The sequence below is a fragment of the Undibacterium sp. Ji22W genome, assembly GCF_049340305.1.
In the GTDB taxonomy this organism is placed as follows: Bacteria; Pseudomonadota; Gammaproteobacteria; order Burkholderiales; family Burkholderiaceae_D; genus Undibacterium.
The window spans coordinates 869,860-888,867 of the sequence record NZ_JBMPOU010000001.1; the positions used below are offsets into that span (position 1 = coordinate 869,860).

The following is a 19,008-nucleotide window of genomic DNA, read 5'->3' on the forward strand; positions in this document are numbered from 1 at the left end:
TATATCAAATTTCTTGAAAATTCTTAATTTTGTGAAATATTCGATATATCGAACTAAAATTCAATATAGCGAATATTATCTATGCTCATTTAATTTTGCAAGCGAAACTATGAAAAAAGTGATTGCCCCCGTGATAACCCCCGCAACGCCGCCTGAAGTAGGGGCTACCTTACAGCGTTTACGGCTAGATAGAGGTTTAACTTTGGAAGACTTATCCCGCACTGCGGGAGTATCGAAGTCGATGCTGTCGCAAATTGAAAGAGAAAAGGCCAATCCCACCATTGCAGTAGCATGGCGTTTGGCGAATGCGCTTGGAATAGGCATGGCAGAATTGCTCACAGCGGAGGTTCCTAAGGTGGATTTGATCCGTATGTTAGAACCTCATGAGACACCGACTTTGCCGGGCGAACATTCTGGATATGTCTTGAAGATACTCGGCCCTATGGAGTTGGCAGGGCGCTTTGAGTGGTATGAGTTGATCCTAGCACCCGGTGGCGCATTGATTTCTAATCCCCATGATCCTGGCACTTCCGAACATCTGACACTGATCGCCGGTAATGTCGAAGTGGAAGTAGATGGGCTGAAGAAGAAGCTGAAAGTAGGCGGCACCGCCCGTTACGATGCTGATCGTATTCATGCGATACGCAATGTTGGCAAAACGGAAGCAAAGGCGCTGATGGTTGTCACTCACCGTTAGACTTGCACTTGCTTGTTGCGTTTATGTGGATCACTTATTGGTCAATTAGCTTTCACGTTGCATTTGCTACAGTATGCGATTTTGTAAGATTTTTTGCGTAATTTGCCTCGGAGTTGATGAAAGTTTTCGTTTTATATGTCACTTCATTAAGACTTTGCACACACTCAATCGCTCTCCATGGAAAATTTGCCAATTCTTTTATGGAAAATCGCTTCCTTCCGAATTTCCTGCTGCAATGCAAGATATAATTAAGCCGAACCTCTTCTTTGCTTACTTTTATCCTTATTCTCAATCATGCAATACCTGTCCACCCGCGGTTACGCAGCATCTTCTGATTCCTCTGTTTCATTTTCTGAAATTTTACTAGGCGGTTTGGCACCTGATGGGGGCTTATATCTGCCGAAATCTAATCCGCAAGTAACAGCTGATGAGCTCAATGCATGGCGCTCCTTGAGTTACGCTGAATTGGCGTTTGAAGTTTTACGAAAATTTGCAACGGATATTCCAGAAGCAGACTTAAAAGCGATCACCTCCAAAACATACACAGCAGAAGTGTACAAAAATGTGCGTAGCGATGAATCTGCTCAGGCGATTACGCCACTGCGAACTTTGCAAGAAAAGGATGGCACCAAGTTAGTGTTGCAGGCATTGTCTAATGGCCCGACTTTGGCATTTAAAGATATGGCGATGCAATTGCTCGGCAATTTATTCGAATATGCTTTGGCAAAAAATAAGGCGGAATTGAATATTTTTGGCGCGACTTCTGGAGACACCGGCAGTGCGGCTGAATACGCGATGCGTGGGAAACAAGGTATCCGCGTCTTTATGCTGTCGCCACATAAAAAAATGAGTGCATTTCAAACCGCGCAAATGTTTAGCTTGCAAGATGCCAATATTTTTAATATCGCCGTCGATGGTGTGTTTGATGATTGCCAGGATATGGTGAAAGCGGTCTCCAATGATTTGGAATTTAAGAGCCGCCAAAAGATTGGTACCGTTAATTCGATTAACTGGGCGCGAGTAGTGGCACAGGTTGTCTATTATTTCCGTGGATATTTGGCCGCGACTACCAGCAATGAGCAACAAGTGTCTTTCACGGTACCATCGGGTAACTTTGGCAATATCTGCGCAGGCCATATTGCCCGCATGATGGGACTGCCTATCGCGCAATTGGTCGTGGCGACCAATGAAAATGATGTGCTTGATGAGTTTTTCCGAACCGGTGTTTATCGCGTGCGTAAGTCGGCTGAGACGTATCATACGACTAGTCCTTCTATGGATATTTCTAAAGCGTCCAACTTCGAGCGTTTTGTGTATGACTTACTCGACGGCGACACTGCTCGGGTTGCCGCGTTGTTCAAAAAGGTTGAAACCGAAGGCGGCTTTGATTTATCAGGCAAGCCAGGCAGTGATGGCGATGAATTTAAAAAGGTAGCACAATTTGGATTTGTTTCAGGGAAATCGGTGCATGCAGATCGATTGCAGACGATACGTCAGGTCGAGCAAGAATACGGTATTACAGTCGATACGCATACCGCAGATGGCATCAAGGTAGCACGAGAACACTTGCAAGCAAATGTCACGATGATCGTGTTAGAAACCGCATTGCCAGCGAAATTTAATGAGACTATACAAGAAGCTTTAGGTCGCGATGCCGAGCGGCCAGCGGGATTTGAAAACATTGAAAGTTTGTCACAGCGCTTTGAAGTGATGAGTATAGATGTGATCAAGATGAAAGCATATATCGCGCAACATACTGGCTTGTGATCGGCGAATAATTGGTTTGTTGACGAACTCGCTTACTCGTTGGTGAATACGTAAGGCGGCACAGTTTTTGTGGCCGCCTTTTTTATATGCTTGTGACACCAATCATCTCGTTATTTGTTATCAGATTTGTTATCAGACATGCTGCTATTTTCAACCAGATCTGTCGTTGTGCCCGCAATCGGTAAGGTGAAGTAAAACGTCGATCCTACTCCTTCGGTCGACTCAAAGCCAATTTCTCCCTGCATACGTTCGACCATTTGTCTGCAAATTGAAAGGCCCAAACCCGTGCCGCCTTTTTTGCGAGTACTGCTACCATCGACCTGCGAAAATTTTTTGAATAGGCGATCTTGATATTGTTCGGGGATGCCTTCCCCGACATCTTTTACCAAGACTTTGACATGCCTAAGCTCTTTTAAAATATTGATTTCGACTTTGCTATTTGGATGGGAAAATTTTGCGGCGTTGGATAAAAGATTGGACATTATTTGTCCTACCCGCAAAGGGTCGGCATTGACCATGCTGTCCTGCGTCAAAGGCATGAACTTGAATTGCACCTGGTATTCATGTGCAAAACTTTGATTGTTGTCGATGCTTTCTGCAATAAGTTGATTGATAGCGAAATTTTGTGTGTTAAATTCCATTTTGCCGCCAACCAATTTATCCATATCTAAAATGTCATTGATAATCAGCGCCAATTGCTGTCCGTTTTGCAATGCTATATGAATCATACGGGCGAGTGATTCTGGCAAGTTTCCAAAAATACCGCCTTCGATGAGCTTTAGCGAGCCAATAATAGATGTTAAGGGTGTCCTGAGTTCATGGCTCACGATGGAAACGAATTCACTCTGCATGATTTCTAAGTGTTTTCGTTCGGTAATATCACGGAGCACGATGATTAGCTCGGGGCCTTCTTTTTGCTGGGTCGATGAGATACTAAATTCTAGGTGTAACTGGTTGCCGTGGAAGTCCGTGATAGTGCTTTCCCTGGTATAGAAAGAATTGCGTTCGATTTCTTGGACGGCATCCATTATTTGAGGCGACTGAATGAAGTGCTCGATATCCGCCAGCAGTACGGGATTGTTTTCACCGCAAAGTAAGTTAAAAAAATTAGTTTGTAGATACGCCGCTTCTGGTAATTTCCATAGCGCCATTGCCGCGGGATTAATCGATCGAATAGCGCCATTTAAACTAGTGCTGACGATCCCTTCCGCAACTTTATTCAAGATCGTCTGGGTATATTCTGCGCTCGCCAGCAATTGGCTTTCTGCTGTGACCCTGCGGCTGATGTCGATGACTTGAAAGATCCAATAAGTCTTCTCTAATTTTTCGTATTCAATGAGAGCCAGACTGAGCAAGCAACTTACTGCTCTGCCATCGCGATGACGTAAACTTAGTTCAAATTGTAAGCTATTCTTTCCTTGTGCTATCCATTGTTGATGGAGCTTAGGCGCTGCCAATTGAGAAGATAGGTCGGTAATTGGCTTTTGTAATAGTTCGTATTCTTCGTAGCCCAGAATATTGCACAACATAGGATTTACGCTAATCCAATTTCCATCAACATCGACCAGTGCCATTCCCTGCGGCGCAGTATTGAAGGCGCGTAAGAAGCGCTGTTGACTTTCATTGAGGGCAAAATAGGCGCGCGTCTGTCTACGATAGGATTGCAAAGTTTTCGCGATGAGAAAGCCCAATAATAAGGCAATCAACCAACCTGCAAGACGTTGCGACTGGGTGTAAATGAAATCTGAACTCAAGTGACTAGTTGACGCAAGAAGTTCTATGTTGCGTCCAGAAATATTTAGCTTTAACTTCGAAGTGATCTGCTTTGTCGAGTTTACTAGAAGATCTTCTTTGCCATAAATTGCTTGCGATTTGCTCAGACTCTCAAGGTCGATAATTGCGAAATCAATTTTTAGTTGCTGCGCTCTTTGCTCCGCCAGCGCAAATACTTGTTTTGCATTTAATACGGTACTGATCATTCCCCAATAACTCTCATCCGCAAGAAAAACAGGGACGCGATAGGCTAAACCTAATCCGCCTTGTCTTAATTCGAAAGGTCCTGCCAACGCCGGATGCTCACTTTGAATGATTTTCCTAATCGCCGGCCATTGTTGTGGATTATCTGGATAGTAAAGTCCGAGTGCTGATTCGTTACCTTGCCGCGGTACGACGGTTTGAATGCGATTCCCCGGTGCTAAAGTAATATTGCGTATACTAGGCTCGGATGCTTGTAGGTCGAGTAACCAAGGTTCGATTTCATTTATTTTATATTCTCCGTTCTTCGACTTGATGAAAGAAACTAAGCCAGAGGCCAAGTGGATAGTCGCGTTCAATTCGGATTCTATAATCGCGCGTAACTCACCCGCATTGCTCATCATGTTCTCACGTGCAATGCTTTCTTGACGTCGATCTTCTTCGAATAAGATCAGTTCGGTCGCGCAACCCGTGCCGACAAAGACAACTATTGGCAATATTCGCCCGAGCCAGCGACGTCCACGTGATTCGTGTTCAAAAAACCGGAGCGAGGGTGTCTTCATTGGAAGTAAATAGAGAAGTTTCTTAGATTCAAACATATTCGTTAGGGATAGTCTCGATTTTGCACTACTTCTCTCGTCAATTGTTGCGGCGAGATAACACTCGATAACATTCTTTTGCAAAGTCTATCCGTAGGTGTTTTTTTGATTACTGTTTTGTAAAATTTTTGTGATTGAAGAATCGGTCATTCTTGTCGCACGTCTCACATGTCTGCTTCCCCATTCAGATTGGCGGCCATACATCCTCTTGGGATGACGCATAACTTGAAATTCAAGCCGAGAGAATTTAGATAAACAAAATTGTTTCGTAGAATTAATGTATGAATTTTGACAGGCTATGCCAGTTTTTGTGCTGTTTGTCTCAAACCATGGGTCAGCTTCTCCGACCTCAATTACTCTGCGTTCATCAGGTTCGAATTGGATTTATCCCCCGCGATTTATTTCTTCTGAACTCGCTTCAAATTACATTCAGATGCGATGCTAATTCGCCATTGAATCCTACAAGAAAGAGGAGATGCATGATGTTAGAGATACGCAATGTCAGTAAAAAATTCGGTAAAACTGTGACTGCTGTGGATGATGTTAGCTTGAGCTTGCAGCGTGGTGTTTTGGGTTTAATTGGACACAATGGCGCAGGGAAAACCACGCTAATGCAAATGATCGCAACCCTTACCAAACCGACCAGTGGAGAAATTATTTTTCAAGGCGTGAATATCGTTAACGCGCCAGACGCGATTCGTACGCGACTGGGATTTTTGCCGCAAGATTTTGGCGTGTACCCTAATTTGAGTGCGCTCGAATTTATGCAATATTTTGCCGCACTGAAAGGAGTACGCGATCCAGAACGCATACGTTATCTGCTCGAGCTAGTTAACTTGACAGAACATGCGCATCGTTCTGCTGCCTCATTTTCGGGTGGTATGCGCCGCCGTTTAGGGATTGCGCAAGCCTTACTCAATGATCCGGATATCTTGGTAGTGGATGAGCCAACGGCTGGCTTAGACCCGGAAGAGCGCTTACGTTTTCGAAATTTGCTGTCAGATTTAGGGACTGAGAAATTGGTGATTATGTCGACCCATATTGTCTCTGATGTTGAAAGTGTCGCCAGCGAGTTAGCAATTATGCGCGCCGGAAAGTTGATTGGGTTTGAAACGCCGGAGGCGATGATTGCTAAAGCACATGGGCAAATCTGGACGGTCCAGGTAGCGAATGCCGAAGCCGAAATCATGCGTCAGAAGTTCCAAGTCTTGCAAGCACAGCGACAGGGGGAATACATGTCGCTGCGAATTGCCCACCTCAATAAACCACATCCTGACGCACAGTTGGTTATCCCTAGTTTGGAAGATGCTTTGATGGCGCAGCGTTACTCCTTGCAAGAGGTGGCATGATGTCTGGTACCCCTTTTTCTACGAATTCTTCCTTGAGTTCAGGTTTGCAGGCAGATTCCGCACAGGCCAAATCTGCGAGGATTCATGTGCCCGTTTCTGCGAATTTGGGATGGCGCCACACGTGGCATTTAATTCGTGTGCTATGTTTGAATGAAGTTAGATTGCGTATGCGCAGGCTCAGTACCTTATTTGCCGTGATGGCGATGATTGCGATTAGTTGGGCAATGATAGTTGATCCCCAAACGGGATCTAGCATGATGGCGATTAACAATGCGCGGGTGCTGTACACAAGCTCCGCACTGGCTATGGGAAGCGCTAGTTTATTGAGCTTCTTATTGGCTTTGATAGGTTTTTATCTCGTGCGCGGCCGGATTGTGGAGGACTTGCGCAGTGGCATAGGAAGTGTGATCGCATCCACTTCTGTCAGTAATAGTTTATTTCTGTTTAGCCGCTGGTTAGGTGGGACTGTCTATATGCTTGCTTTGGTCCTGGTGGCAATGAGTTCGATCATCGTCTTGCATGCGATCCGTGGTGATGGTCCGATACAGTTATGGGTTTATTTGCAAACCTATTTATTGGTGCTAGGGCCAATGATTGTGTTTGCGGTCGGTGCTGCGATCTTATTTGATAGTGTGCCTGTTCTAATGGGAAAAGCAGGTGACTTCTTGTATTTTATTGCATGGGTCATGCAAATATCGATTATTTCCAAAATTGAGCAATTGAGCGCGGGGGCGATATCCCCTTGGCTATTTTTAGATTTTAGCGGTCTGGTGACGACTATTTTCACGCTGAAGACCCATTTGATGACAAATCACTTTTCTTTGGGGGCCAGCACATTTGATCCACAAGTGACGCCAATTACGTTGCCAGTGGTGATGTGGTCACTGCAGATGGCGCTGATGCGTATCGGTTCAGCCGCTTTGGCACTATGTTTGTTGCTTCCAGCAATTCCATTATTTCATCGATTTTCACCAGATAAAGTCAAACAAGCACACGCACGCAAGCGTCGTTCACCGTTGGAAATTCTCAATGGTTGGTCACGACCATTCGCAAAGCAGGCGCAAGTCTTGTTTGTCTGGTCGGCGCGATTTGCGAATTTTTTCGGACAAGTGTTAGCAGATGTGGCTCTCACTTTTGTGAATGCACCATTTGCGATTTTGGTGCTGGTTGTCGTGACTGGGTTGGGCGCATTGGTGTCACTTCACTCATTGCCCGGATTGACAGTATTTGCGGTGGCATTCTGGGGTATCTTAGCGAGTGACGTGAGTACACGTGATTTTCAGGCCGCGATCGAGGGCATGACTGCGGCGGTGAATGGTGGTGCGCAACGCCGTTATTTTAGACACTTGAGCGCGACTATGGTTTTGGGATTTCTCTTTGTCGGCGTTATTTTGTTTCGCTTGAGCTTCGCGAACCCATTCATGGCTCTAGTTTTGGCGATTGGCATTTTTAGTATGAGTGCTTTAGCCACCTGCTTGGGAAAAACATCCAGAACGTCAAAAACGTTTATGTCCTTATACCTGTTCACTTTATATGTCGCTACCCAAGCTAGTAAAGCGCCTATGTTGGATATTTTTGGCTTCAATGCTGTGGCGACTGGTGTTCAAGTAATCATGCAATTAGAAATTGCAGTTGCGGCCATTTTTATAGGCTTTCTCTACACGCGTTGGAAAAATTCCTAATTGACTGTGACATTTTAATAGCAACAATTGGCGTAAAGTATCGTAATATATTGTCTAATATCAATATTCTCTCGATACTTTTCTTGAGTTTGGCCATTCTTGCGAATATTCGCTGCAATTGCCATTCGCCACTTGTAGAGCCTTCATGATCGAACTACGTAGAAGTCCTAGAATCAATGTCACATGGCGCGGGCTCATCAAACTGGGTGAGGGCAAGGTTTTTCCTATCCGCGTCTTTAATATCTCGGAAACAGGCATACTTATCATGAGTGAGCAGGTTTTGACTATTGATAAAGAATATCAATTGATGTTGGAAATTCCTCATATCGATCAAGAATCAATGATTCCTTACAAAGTTCCTTGCAAGGTGGTGGTTTCTCACGCGATCTTGAGCGGAAACTTTTTCCGAGTTGGGGTGCGCATACTGGAGATCGCGGACTTACATCGTGACTTAATTAATGCCTGGGTATCGCTCTCGAAAAAATTCGATCCTCCTAAAGAAAACTAAAAACAAGTAATTCAACCGAATTGATGAGGGACAGGAAATTGCCGGTCTATTTTTGCCTCGGCTCAGACGCAGCTTGTCCTGAATGCGGTTAAAGGCTAAAATGCTCGCGTTTTGGTGCTCGCCGACATAATCATGTTGGCGGTTAAACGGGAAACATGATGCTAAATGCATAAATGTGCTGCCCCCGCAACGGTGTACAAACGTCTAATTTTGCTTTAGTGATGATTAGGCCAGCCATCCTTCATTACCACTGTGCTTGCTGCATGGGAAGGTGTGATGGTGATGTTTGTCAGCCCGGATACCGGCCAAGATAAGTGAAGTATTACGAACGGGGATGTTCTGTGATGATTTTTCTTGCGCTGGTTTTCTCTAAAACTAACTCAGTGAATTAGTAATTTCAGTAATGGTGGGTCAGAAATTTTTGACTAGCCTTTGCATTTCTATTCGCCTCATATTTTGTATTCAAGCACCTGACGGGGATGATGGTGACTTGCGACTTGCTGTCCGCAGATCTGAAATGATGGCCTGCGGATAACTATCAACGTGATTTTATGATGATTCAACATTTCAAACCTTTTAGCTTGGGCTTGGCGATTGCCGCCTGTTTTTCTACACCAGTATCCGCACAAACGACAAATTCTCAAGAACAAGTACTGATCACTGCAACCCGCCAAGCACAGCTTGCAAAAGACGTGTTGGCAGATAACGTCATCATTACCGCCGAACAAATTTTGAAGTCCGGTGCGACTAGCATCGTCGACCTGCTGCAACAACAACGCGGTATTGAAATCTCTCGGACCGGTGGTGCTGGTTCTGTTTCTTCCGTATTTATTCGTGGCGCGGCGAATGCTCAAAGCGTGGTGTTTGTTGATGGTGTGCGAATCGGTTCTTCGACTACCGGTGGTGCAACTTGGAGCAGCATTCCCTTGTCGCAAATTGAACGCATAGAAATAGTGTATGGCCCGCTATCTAGCTTGTATGGTGCGGATGCGATGGGTGGCGTAATTCAGTTATTTACCAAAAAATCTGGTCCGCAATCACGCACTAGTTTGAACTTCGGAATGGGCAGTAATCATTTGCGTAAATTCGAAGCGGGCGTTTTCGGCTCTTCTGCGAATGATTTTCAGTATAGTTTGAATACCGCCAAAGAGAGTAGTGATGGCTTTTCCGCTTCCAAGCCAGGCGCAGGTCCCTATACTTACAATGCCGATAAAGATGGATATACGCAAAAAAGTTTCAACGGAAATTTGTCCTGGAAGCTGATGTCAGAATTGACCGTTGGTGTGAATTTTGTACAAAGTACGCTGGATGTGGATTTTGATGCAGGCCCATCTTACCGTGATCGTGGTCAGCAGAAGTTTGATAATGTCGCGACATTTGCGAAAGCGAAGTTGTCACCAAACTGGAACTCCAGTTTGCAGTTCTCACGTAATACCGATCGTGTTTTTACCGACGCGTCGTATGGCAAGGGAAATGCAGATACTGCACAACGTGGCTGGACTTGGCAGAACGATGTGAGTTTTGGAAAAGATGTTTTGCAATTTGTGGTTGAAGATCGCGAAGAAGACGTACGAACGAATACATCAGGTCTCGGCGGTAAGCGTGATACACAATCCTATGCAGTCGCGTATGTGATGAAACAAGACGCGCATTTGGCGAGTGTGAGTGCCCGTCTCGATGATAGTTCTCAATACGGAAAACATAGCACTGGTAGCCTCGCTTACGGTTATAAATTGAATGATGTTTTGCGTGTCAATGCAAGTTATGGCACTAGTTTCCGCGCGCCGACCTTCAATGAATTGTATTACCCTGGCTTTGGCGTCGCATCGAATAAACCTGAGTTAGGAAAGAACTCAGAAATCGGTGTGTTCTTTGATGACAGCCTTGTGCAGTTGAGCGCGGTTTACTATCAAAATAAGATCACTGACTTATTGGTCAGCACGAATCCTTGTCCGGTTGAATTATCAACACACCGCTATGGCTGTGCTTACAACGTAAATAAGGCGACTTTGTCTGGTGTGACGATGGGTGCAGCAACGCGTTTGGGTGTCTGGAACCTACGTGCGACCCTCGACATTCAAGATCCTAAAGACGACACCACTGGTAAACGTCTGGCACGTCGTGCTAAACAGCATGCGAGTTTTGGTGTGGACTATCGTATCGATGATTTGACTTTTGGCATAGAAACGATTTTATCTGACGCGCGTTTTGATGACGCAGCGAATCGTAATCGCTTAGCTGGTTATGGCATTGTTAATTTGGTGGCTACGTATAAGATTGCTTCAGATTGGTCCTTATTGGCTCGTTGGAATAACATTGCCGATAAAGATTATGAATTGGCGAAAAATTATCGTACGCCAGGTTCGAATGTCTATGTTGGATTGAGTTACGGCTACAAGTAAGTTGCAGCCTTATGAAGGCTTGAACCAGTAGGGCGGGAATCGATATTATTCTCAGAGAAAAATATCGATTCTTATAAACCAAGAAGTGGTTTGAAGGAATTTTATCGTGATCATTAACTCGCAAAAACGCGCATTTTCCCTGATTCTGGGAATGAGTGTGCTCGCCTTGTTGAGTTTGATATTCGCTAGCTTAATCGGTTCCGTTCCCTTATCTTTGAGTGAATTGCAGCAAGCCCTGATTGAACTGCTGCATGGGCAAAATACAACGCTGGCTACTAGTGTGCTTGATTTGCGCTTGTCTCGTGCGATCTCTGGTTTTGTTACTGGCGCGACGCTGGCTTTATCTGGCGTATTGATGCAAGCCTTATTGCGCAACCCTTTAGCCGATCCGTATGTGTTGGGTTTGTCGGGTGGTGCTTCGGTTGGCGCACTTGCGACGATTTTATTTTTTGGTGCTGGAGTCATGGTCGATATCGCCGCATTTGGAGGCGCGCTTTCTGTCGCAGCATTATTATTTTTGTTGGCCTATCGAGATCTGCGTGGCTCTGGCAGCTCAGAAGGTAGTGCGCCACTTTTGCTGTTGACGGGTGTGATCGTTGCCGCTGGTTGTGGTGCTGTGGTCACCTTATTATTATCGATTGCGCCTGATACCAGTTTGCGTGGCATGGTGTTCTGGATGATCGGTGATTTATCAAATACGCAGCCGCGTTATTTATCGTGGATCATTTTGATTGTCGTCTTAGTTTTCATGATGAAGAATGCCCGGGCAATCAATGTCGCGGCAATGCATGCAGATAATGCCAGTACCTTGGGGATTAATATCGGTCGCTTGCGACAACTCTTATTTGTCAGTGCGGCCTTGTTGACCGCAAGTGCGGTTAGCGCCGCTGGTAGTATTGGATTTGTCGGTCTCATTATTCCGCATGCTTGCCGCTTTGCGTTAGGGCCTGATCATCGTTTATTAATCCCCGTTGCTAGCCTAGCTGGTGGATGTTTCTTAGTTTGTGCTGATGCCCTTGCGCGCACCGTGGTCGCGCCGCAGCAGTTGCCGGTTGGCGTGATTACTGCTTTGATCGGTGTTCCTGTTTTCCTGATTCAATTACACCAATTGCGGAGAAATTGATGACGACGAAAGCGATATTGACAACCCAGAATGTTAGCTTAAGTGTGGGTTCCGGTGCCGGCACAAGAGGCGACAATAAGACGTTGATCAGTGATTTGAATTGGCAAGTTCAGAGTGGAGAATGCTGGTGCGTGATTGGTCGCAATGGTGCTGGCAAAAGTACACTGCTACGCAGCTTAGCGCGATTGCGTGAGACTGATGCAGGAACAATTCAATTGCATGGTCGGGATCTGAATGGGTGGACTTTAGAAGAACTGGCGCGACAACGAGCTTATTTATCGCAATCTCGGGTAGACGCCTTTGCCTATCGGGTGATAGAAACGGTGCTGAGTGCACGCCACCCTTACCATGACACCCATTTTTGGGAGTCCAAACAAGATCACGAAATCGCTTTGGATGCTTTGCGTTTGTTAGATGTCGCAGAATTTGCGCAGCGCGATGTGCGTAGCCTTTCTGGCGGTGAACGCCAACGCGTGGCGATCGCCGCCTTACTCGCTCAGGATGCAAGCTTGCTGTTATTAGATGAACCCGCGAATGCACTCGACCTTAGTCATCAGGTGAGTGTGATGCAATTGCTGGCCGGTGAATGCGCCCAAAAACAAAAAGCGGTCATCATGGTTAGCCATGATCTAAATTTGTCATATGGCATCGCAAGTCACGCTTTATTGATGATGCCTGATGGTTCTTATTTATGTGGCGACAAAGAGCACGTGATGACTGTCGATAATCTAAGTCTTTGCCTCGCTCATCCCATTGAACGCTTTGTACATGACGAGCAGGTGCTGTTCTTGCCAAGTACGAAGGTGGCATCATCTTAGTTGCTTCGGCAGCGGTCGTGCTCTCTGCAATAATTATCGTAGCCTTTGCCTAAGTTCAGGTAGTTTCCCCATTTTTGTCAATCAGTACGCGTGCTTAATTGATCTCAATCTTGGTCAGCACGCAGGAGATGTTTAGATGTCAAAGCAACCTACCTCAGCACCCATTGTGATGATTTCAGCGATTGCTTCAGGGCAGGGTAAAACCACGGTCACCGCGGCTTTAGCCCGTCACTTTACCCAAGCAGGTAAAAAGGTTCGTGTATTTAAAACCGGCGCTGATTTCATAGATCCAATGATGCTGCAACAAGCTTGCGGTAGCCCAGTCTTATCGCTGGATTTGTGGTTGTTGGGATTGCCCGCGTGCCGCGCTTTATTAGCGGAAGCGGCACTCCAAAGTGATGTGGTTTTGATTGAAGGCGTGATGGGCTTATATGATGGCACGCCATCTTCCGCTGATTTGGCGAATGCCTTTGGGGTTCCGGTGTTGGCTGTGATAGACGCGTCATCTATGGCACAAACTGTGGGTGCAATTGTGCTTGGACTGCGTGATTTTGGGCCAGTGCGATTAGCGGGAGTAGTCGCCAATCGGGTCGCCACTGCTGGACATTTGAGTATGATACAGAGCGCCTTGCGCGACATCCCACTATTAGGCAGTTTGGCGCGGCAAGAACAGGCTTTGCCGGAACGACATTTGGGCTTAGTGCTGCCAGATGAAGTGGCCGATCTTGATACAATTTTGAATCAATTAGCCGCGAGCGTCACCATTGATGTACCTGCCTGGAATGCAATCGCCGGGGTTGAGTTTTCCGATGAAGATCTGACGATGCCAATTGTTCCGCGTTTATTAGAAGGGCGATGTATCGCGATTGCTAAGGATGCCGCTTTTGCTTTTTTATACCCCGCAAATATACAAGCATTAAAAGATATGGGCGCGCGAATTATCTATTTTTCGCCGGTCGCTGATCAGTCGATTCCAGCCGATGCCGATGCGGTTTATCTGCCTGGTGGATATCCTGAATTGCACGCCCAACAATTGGGTGAGGCGAAAAACTGGCAAGCATCTTTACAGGCATTCTTGACCGCGCAGAAACCGATGTATGCAGAGTGCGGTGGTATGATCAGCCTTGTCGATGAGCTGATCGATCAACATGGCGAGTCGTGGAAAATGGCTGGCATCCTCAGCGGTACGATTACGTTGCAAAAGCGCTTAGCCGCTCTAGGGATGCAAAGCTGGCACTCGTCAGAGGGTGAATTGCGCGGTCATACTTTTCACTATTCCACTTTTGCTTGTCCACTGACCCCCGCAGCGCATACCAGCAGACAAAAGACACAGGATCAAGGCGAAGCGATTTATTGTTTGGGTAGTTTGCAAGCGACTTACTTTCATGCCTACTTTCCTTCGAATTACGTCGCGAGCGCGAATTTGTTTTTAACCGCAACACAAAATTCAACACACGACTGAACTAATACGCCTATGAAAATTCAAACTTTGATGGTGCAAGGGACCACTTCCGATGCCGGTAAAACGACAGTCGTTGCTGCGCTATGTCGGCTATTGCAACGCGAGGCGGTGCGTGTCGTACCGATGAAGCCGCAAAACATGGCTTTAAATAGCGCAGTCACTTCAGATGGTGGTGAAATTGGTCGAGCGCAAGCCTTGCAAGCGCAAGCAGCAGGTTTGGTGCCGCATACCGATATGAATCCCGTATTGATCAAACCATCGTCCGATACCGGTGCGCAAATTATTGTGCACGGTAAGGTCAGAGCTGACATGGATGCGCGTGATTATGATCAATATAAAACTGTTGCTATGTCGGCTGTACTCGAGTCGTATGCACGTCTGCAGCAGCAATACGATGCAATTATCGTGGAAGGTGCCGGAAGTCCTGCTGAGGTTAATTTGCGAGCACGTGATATTGCTAATATGGGTTTTGCCGAAGCAGTTGATTGTCCGGTGATTCTAGTAGCAGATATTGATCGCGGTGGTGTATTTGCCCATTTCATCGGTACGTTGGAATGCTTATCTGAAACTGAACGTGCACGTATTCTAGGGTTCGTGATTAATCGTTTTCGTGGCGATATTAGTTTGCTTGAACCTGGCTTGGATTGGCTGGAAGAAAAGACCGGCAAACCAGTGTTGGCAGTTCTCCCTTATTTACATGGCTTAATGTTAGATGCAGAAGATGCGATTCAAGTGAAACAAAACACGACGGGTAAGTTCCGCATCATCGTCCCCGCGATTCCGCGTATCGCGAATCACACAGATTTCGACGCTTTACGTGCACATCCTGATGTTGATCTGCAATTCATTGGACCTGATCATCCGATTCCTGCAGCGGATTTGATTATTCTTCCCGGCAGTAAAAATACCCGCGATGACTTGGCATTTTTGCAGCAACGTGGCTGGCAGCAAGTTTTGGAAAAACATTTGCGGTACGGTGGCAAGGTGATCGGCATTTGTGGTGGTTATCAAATGTTGGGACAAGTGGTGAGTGACCCGCATGGCGTAGAAGGTCGCGCAGGGGACTCCGACGGTTTGGGTCTACTAGACATTACAACGGAACTCACCCAAGAAAAACGCCTGCAACAGGTACAGGGAACCTGCGTTTTTGGTGATGACCAGACGGCCAAAGTCGAAGGCTATGAAATCCACATGGGAATTACCTATGCGAGCAATGACACTTTGCCCGCCTTTGTGTTGATCAATGGCGCCGCAAAGGAAGACGAGGGAAGTCGTTCACCTGATGATCAGATTTTGGGTACCTATCTTCATGGTTTATTTGATCATCCGGAAGCCTGTCAGGCCTTGCTGCGGTGGGCTGGTTTGCAAAGTGATGTTAAGGTGGATTTGAATGCATTACGTGAACAGAGCATCAATCGGGTAGCCGATGCTTGCTTGCCGTTGCTGAAGGCCTTGCAAAATTTGTAGTATTTCAATAGGCATCGGTAGGCTTTTGTCGCCGCCTTGCCCTGACAATTCCATGACCTCAAGCGATTTTCCATTGCGAGGTATAATGCGCGCCGGACAATCGCTTGTCTGTGTTCCGGCGCCTAAGTTTCCTCTGATCTCCCCATGTTTCACTCTCAGCAGCTTTTGTATCAAAGTGTTTCCTTTTGGGTATTTTGCTGAACTTTATTGAACTAGCCTAAGTCGAAGCTACATCTTTTAATCACTATTGGTCATACTATGTTTTCAGTTCCATCGCAATTTCGTTTAGCCTTAATTCCTTTGTCAGTCTTGTTGGCATACAGCACATCGGCTTCAGCACAACAAGCACAAGAAGAAACCGATAAAACGAAACCAAAACAAACAGCCCCCGCAAATGCGCAAACGCCGGCACCAGCTGTGCAAAAAGTACAAGTTAGTGGTGCCAAAGGTTATGACGAGCGACGTCAAGATACCGCCAGCAAAATCGTGGTGACTCAGGAAGATATCGTTCGCTATGGTGACACTAATATTGGCGATGTGTTGAAGCGTTTGCCTGGTGTAACGATCGGTGGAGTACAAGGACGTGGCGGCGCGATTCGTATGCGTGGTCTTGGTGCTGGTTACACGCAGATTATGTTGAATGGCGAACCAAGCCCCCCGGGATTCTCACTTGATTCTTTATCGCCAGACAATATCGAACGCATCGAAGTAATTCGTGCAGCGACGGCCGAATTGAGTACGCAATCTATTGCGGGTGCGATCAATATCGTCTTGAAAAAAGCGATTGTGACGGCGCAGCGCGAATTGAAATTGGGCATGAGTGAAGAAAATGGTAAATACGGCGTGAATGCCAGTTTGCAGTTGTCTGATAAGGTTGGTAAGTTATCTTATTCAGTTTCTGGAAATTTGATGTCTGGCGAATTTGGTCGCCCTGATTCCAGTACAGAAGTATTTACTGATAACAAAGGTCTGGTCACATTGTCGCGCGCATCGACGACTGAGAGCGAAGGTAAGTTCGAGTCAATTGGCATTTCACCACGGATCAACTGGTTGCTCGAAAATGGCGATATGTTGACTTCTCAAAGTTTTGTGAATGCCAATCGTTTTACCAACCATAATCAACAAGTTACAACGACATCGATCGGTGAAAAACCTCTGTTTTTGAATGAAAATTCTAGTAATACCTCAAACAGTACATCGATCCGAACCAATTTGAATTACGTTCACAAGTTGGCAGACAGCGCTAAACTCGATGTGCGTTTTGGTGCTAATTACAATCAACGCGACGGCGAAAATATTTCGAATGCGCAGGGTGTATCGCAAACTTTAGCACGGAGTTACCTGTCGGATAGTACAGATAATGGTTTTACTTACGGCGGTAAGTACACTGCACCATTCGTGGAAGATCACGCTTTAGCCGCTGGGTGGGATGGCGGATTTAGCAAACGTAGCGATAGCAATACGCGCCGTGATGTGATTGCTGGCAATGGTCCAATTACGCCGTTTAATACCGATGAAGCTTATTCTGCCGATGTCAATCGCCTCGCTTTATTTGTGCAAGATGAATGGAATTACAGCAAAGCTTTGTCGATTTATGCCGGCGTACGTTGGGAAGGTATCGACACCAGCAGTCAGGGTAATACTTATTCTGAAATCAAAAATCGCTCGAGTGTGTTAAGTCCGATTTTGCAGACGCTATACAAAATTCCTGGCAGCAAAAATGATCAAGTACGTGTTGGCCTGACTCGCACCTACAAAGCACCGGATACTGGCCGCTTGATTCCACGTCGCTTCTTGTCGACGAATAATAGTGCGACTAGCCCTGACAATATGGGTAATCCTAATCTCAAGCCGGAATTGGCGTGGGGATTAGATGCTGGTTTTGAACATTATCTGACCGATGGTGGGATTCTGAGCGTGAACTTTTTCTTGCGCAGAATTGAAGATTTTACACGCACTTCAATCGTGAACGATGGCCGTTGGGTGGCAATGCCGACGAATGACGGCTTAGCGACAACGCGCGGTGTGGAGTTTGATGCTAAATTACCTTTACGTAGTGTGATGGCGGATGCTCCTGCGGTGGATTTTCGTGCCAATCTGGCTTTTAATTCTTCCTCGGTCAATTCAGTTCCTGGACCGAACAATCGCTTAGATTCACAGACCCCAGTGAGTGCGAATTTTGGTGTTGACTACAAACTCGACGATGTACCATTGACGCTGGGTGGTAATCTCAGTTTTCAAAATGCCGGTCCAGTGCGCGTTTCCGTAAATCAAAGTACCTATGGTATTCCTAAGCGTGTGTTAGATGTCTATGCACTGTGGAAGTTTACTAACCAAACAAATTTACGTGTGGCTTTGGGTAATGCGCTGCATCAGGATAACGTGTCCTCCAGTACTTATGCAGATGCCACAGGATCTTTGGTTCGTACGAATACTTCACAAACACACTTGGCATTGCGGGTCAATTTCGAACACAAATTTTAAGCAGATTTTGTTGATTGGTTGAACTAGATCAAGATTGAAAACTGAAAGGGCGCTGCAACTTTTTTTGGTTGCAGCGCCCTTATTCTTTTAGCTTATGATGAAGCAATTAGTTATGGTTTTGGTTTGTCGCGTGGACGGCACATTAAGGGTAAATTTTGCGGGTCGACATCTGTTCTGTCTACGCCTTTTAAAACCATTTTTTCCGGGGCACCTGCGTTCGCACAAACCCAGGTTACAGGCACAATTGGCGCATCTTCGACTACAGCAGGGCGGAAGGTGAGCGTTTTGTCTTGCAATGCTTTATTTGCGCGGTTACCAAATTTTAAATGGATCGCACCATTTTCTATCGTCACACTTTTGACAAAATTTCCAACGATTTTCTCTCCTGGAGGTAAGCCTGCGGCATTATTATCGAGAGGGAAAGTCTGTTCGGTTTTCCACGAAATCGCAATCGGTGTTTTGGCAATTTCGATAATAGGAATCGATGATTCAATTTGTTCGCGGATGATTTTGAAGAGATAAGAGGGCAAGGCCATCGCCGCCAGAATGGCGATGATGGCGACCGCAACCATGGCCTCCATTAATGAGAAACCGAGAACTTTTTTGGTGGCTATTTTCATGGCAATGTCATCGCTAAAAATGGTAATTCGATTATCTAAAAATTAAACAGGATTAT

General features: G+C 45.9%; 13 protein-coding genes and 1 riboswitch. Of the genes, 11 read left to right on the plus strand and 2 right to left on the minus strand.

The features are described 5' to 3' along the window. The first annotated feature begins 109 nt into the window (after positions 1 to 109). Together ACO0KW_RS03555 and thrC are read left to right on the plus strand one after the other, a co-directional pair. Positions 110 to 697, plus strand: coding sequence for a helix-turn-helix domain-containing protein (locus ACO0KW_RS03555; RefSeq protein ID WP_423050703.1), 588 nt, complete (start codon positions 110 to 112; stop codon positions 695 to 697). A gap of 294 nt (positions 698 to 991) precedes the next feature. Further along, entirely contained in the window at positions 992 to 2,464 is a 1,473-nt protein-coding gene (gene thrC / locus ACO0KW_RS03560; RefSeq protein WP_423050705.1) for a threonine synthase, read from the plus strand. 110 nt (positions 2,465 to 2,574) lie between these two features. On the opposite strand, the gene ACO0KW_RS03565 is transcribed toward thrC, so the two are convergent. After that, positions 2,575 to 4,935: an ATP-binding protein gene (locus ACO0KW_RS03565; RefSeq protein WP_423050707.1), complete on the minus strand. Its 2,361-nt coding sequence runs from the start codon at positions 4,933 to 4,935 to the stop codon at positions 2,575 to 2,577. A 581-nt stretch (positions 4,936 to 5,516) separates the two neighbouring features. Here ACO0KW_RS03565 and ACO0KW_RS03570 point away from each other — a divergent pair. The 9 genes from ACO0KW_RS03570 (at position 5,517) to ACO0KW_RS03610 (ending at position 18,332) form a co-directional block, all read left to right on the plus strand. Then, positions 5,517 to 6,386 (plus strand): ABC transporter ATP-binding protein, encoded by an 870-nt coding sequence (locus ACO0KW_RS03570; RefSeq protein ID WP_423050709.1) that lies wholly within the window; start codon positions 5,517 to 5,519, stop codon positions 6,384 to 6,386. Beyond that, positions 6,383 to 8,068 (plus strand): hypothetical protein, encoded by a 1,686-nt coding sequence (locus tag ACO0KW_RS03575; RefSeq protein WP_423050711.1) that lies wholly within the window; start codon positions 6,383 to 6,385, stop codon positions 8,066 to 8,068. The genes ACO0KW_RS03570 and ACO0KW_RS03575 overlap by 4 nt, the downstream gene beginning before the upstream one ends. A 145-nt stretch (positions 8,069 to 8,213) precedes the next feature. Beyond that, on the plus strand, positions 8,214 to 8,576 hold the full coding sequence (locus tag ACO0KW_RS03580) for a PilZ domain-containing protein (protein ID WP_423050713.1): 363 nt from the start codon (positions 8,214 to 8,216) through the stop codon (positions 8,574 to 8,576). A gap of 95 nt (positions 8,577 to 8,671) precedes the next feature. After that, a riboswitch (cobalamin riboswitch) is annotated at positions 8,672 to 8,900 on the plus strand. A 227-nt stretch (positions 8,901 to 9,127) separates the two neighbouring features. Further along, a complete protein-coding gene (locus tag ACO0KW_RS03585) occupies positions 9,128 to 10,978 on the plus strand; it encodes a TonB-dependent receptor domain-containing protein (protein ID WP_423050715.1) in 1,851 nt (616 codons plus the stop codon). 151 nt (positions 10,979 to 11,129) lie between these two features. Next, positions 11,130 to 12,101, plus strand: coding sequence for a FecCD family ABC transporter permease (locus ACO0KW_RS03590; protein ID WP_423051953.1), 972 nt, complete (start codon positions 11,130 to 11,132; stop codon positions 12,099 to 12,101). Next, entirely contained in the window at positions 12,101 to 12,919 is an 819-nt protein-coding gene (locus ACO0KW_RS03595; protein WP_423050717.1) for an ABC transporter ATP-binding protein, read from the plus strand. Before ACO0KW_RS03590 ends, ACO0KW_RS03595 begins: the two co-directional genes overlap by 1 nt. Positions 12,920 to 13,055: 136 nt before the next feature. Further along, entirely contained in the window at positions 13,056 to 14,381 is a 1,326-nt protein-coding gene (locus tag ACO0KW_RS03600; RefSeq protein WP_423050719.1) for a cobyrinate a,c-diamide synthase, read from the plus strand. 12 nt (positions 14,382 to 14,393) lie between these two features. Then, positions 14,394 to 15,848, plus strand: coding sequence for a cobyric acid synthase (locus ACO0KW_RS03605; RefSeq protein ID WP_423050721.1), 1,455 nt, complete (start codon positions 14,394 to 14,396; stop codon positions 15,846 to 15,848). A gap of 258 nt (positions 15,849 to 16,106) precedes the next feature. Further along, positions 16,107 to 18,332, plus strand: a complete 2,226-nt coding sequence (locus tag ACO0KW_RS03610) for a TonB-dependent receptor plug domain-containing protein (protein WP_423050723.1) — start codon at positions 16,107 to 16,109, stop codon at positions 18,330 to 18,332. A gap of 110 nt (positions 18,333 to 18,442) precedes the next feature. Here ACO0KW_RS03610 and ACO0KW_RS03615 read toward each other — a convergent pair whose 3' ends face one another. Beyond that, entirely contained in the window at positions 18,443 to 18,952 is a 510-nt protein-coding gene (locus ACO0KW_RS03615; protein ID WP_423050725.1) for a pilin, read from the minus strand. Positions 18,953 to 19,008 lie beyond the last annotated feature (56 nt).

What these genes read in the sequence shown, in the direction of transcription:
- ACO0KW_RS03575 (WP_423050711.1), top strand. Translation starts at nt 6,383, where the DNA reads ATGATGTCTGGTACCCCTTTTTCTACGAATTCTTCCTTGAGTTCAGGT.
- ACO0KW_RS03585 (WP_423050715.1), top strand. Translation starts at nt 9,128, where the DNA reads ATGATGATTCAACATTTCAAACCTTTTAGCTTGGGCTTGGCGATTGCC.
- ACO0KW_RS03610 (WP_423050723.1), top strand. Translation starts at nt 16,107, where the DNA reads ATGTTTTCAGTTCCATCGCAATTTCGTTTAGCCTTAATTCCTTTGTCA.
- ACO0KW_RS03570 (WP_423050709.1), top strand. Translation starts at nt 5,517, where the DNA reads ATGATGTTAGAGATACGCAATGTCAGTAAAAAATTCGGTAAAACTGTG.
- ACO0KW_RS03600 (WP_423050719.1), top strand. Translation starts at nt 13,056, where the DNA reads ATGTCAAAGCAACCTACCTCAGCACCCATTGTGATGATTTCAGCGATT.
- thrC (WP_423050705.1), top strand. Translation starts at nt 992, where the DNA reads ATGCAATACCTGTCCACCCGCGGTTACGCAGCATCTTCTGATTCCTCT.
- ACO0KW_RS03615 (WP_423050725.1), bottom strand. Translation starts at nt 18,952, where the DNA reads ATGAAAATAGCCACCAAAAAAGTTCTCGGTTTCTCATTAATGGAGGCC.
- ACO0KW_RS03605 (WP_423050721.1), top strand. Translation starts at nt 14,394, where the DNA reads ATGAAAATTCAAACTTTGATGGTGCAAGGGACCACTTCCGATGCCGGT.
- ACO0KW_RS03555 (WP_423050703.1), top strand. Translation starts at nt 110, where the DNA reads ATGAAAAAAGTGATTGCCCCCGTGATAACCCCCGCAACGCCGCCTGAA.
- ACO0KW_RS03595 (WP_423050717.1), top strand. Translation starts at nt 12,101, where the DNA reads ATGACGACGAAAGCGATATTGACAACCCAGAATGTTAGCTTAAGTGTG.
- ACO0KW_RS03590 (WP_423051953.1), top strand. Translation starts at nt 11,130, where the DNA reads ATGAGTGTGCTCGCCTTGTTGAGTTTGATATTCGCTAGCTTAATCGGT.
- ACO0KW_RS03580 (WP_423050713.1), top strand. Translation starts at nt 8,214, where the DNA reads ATGATCGAACTACGTAGAAGTCCTAGAATCAATGTCACATGGCGCGGG.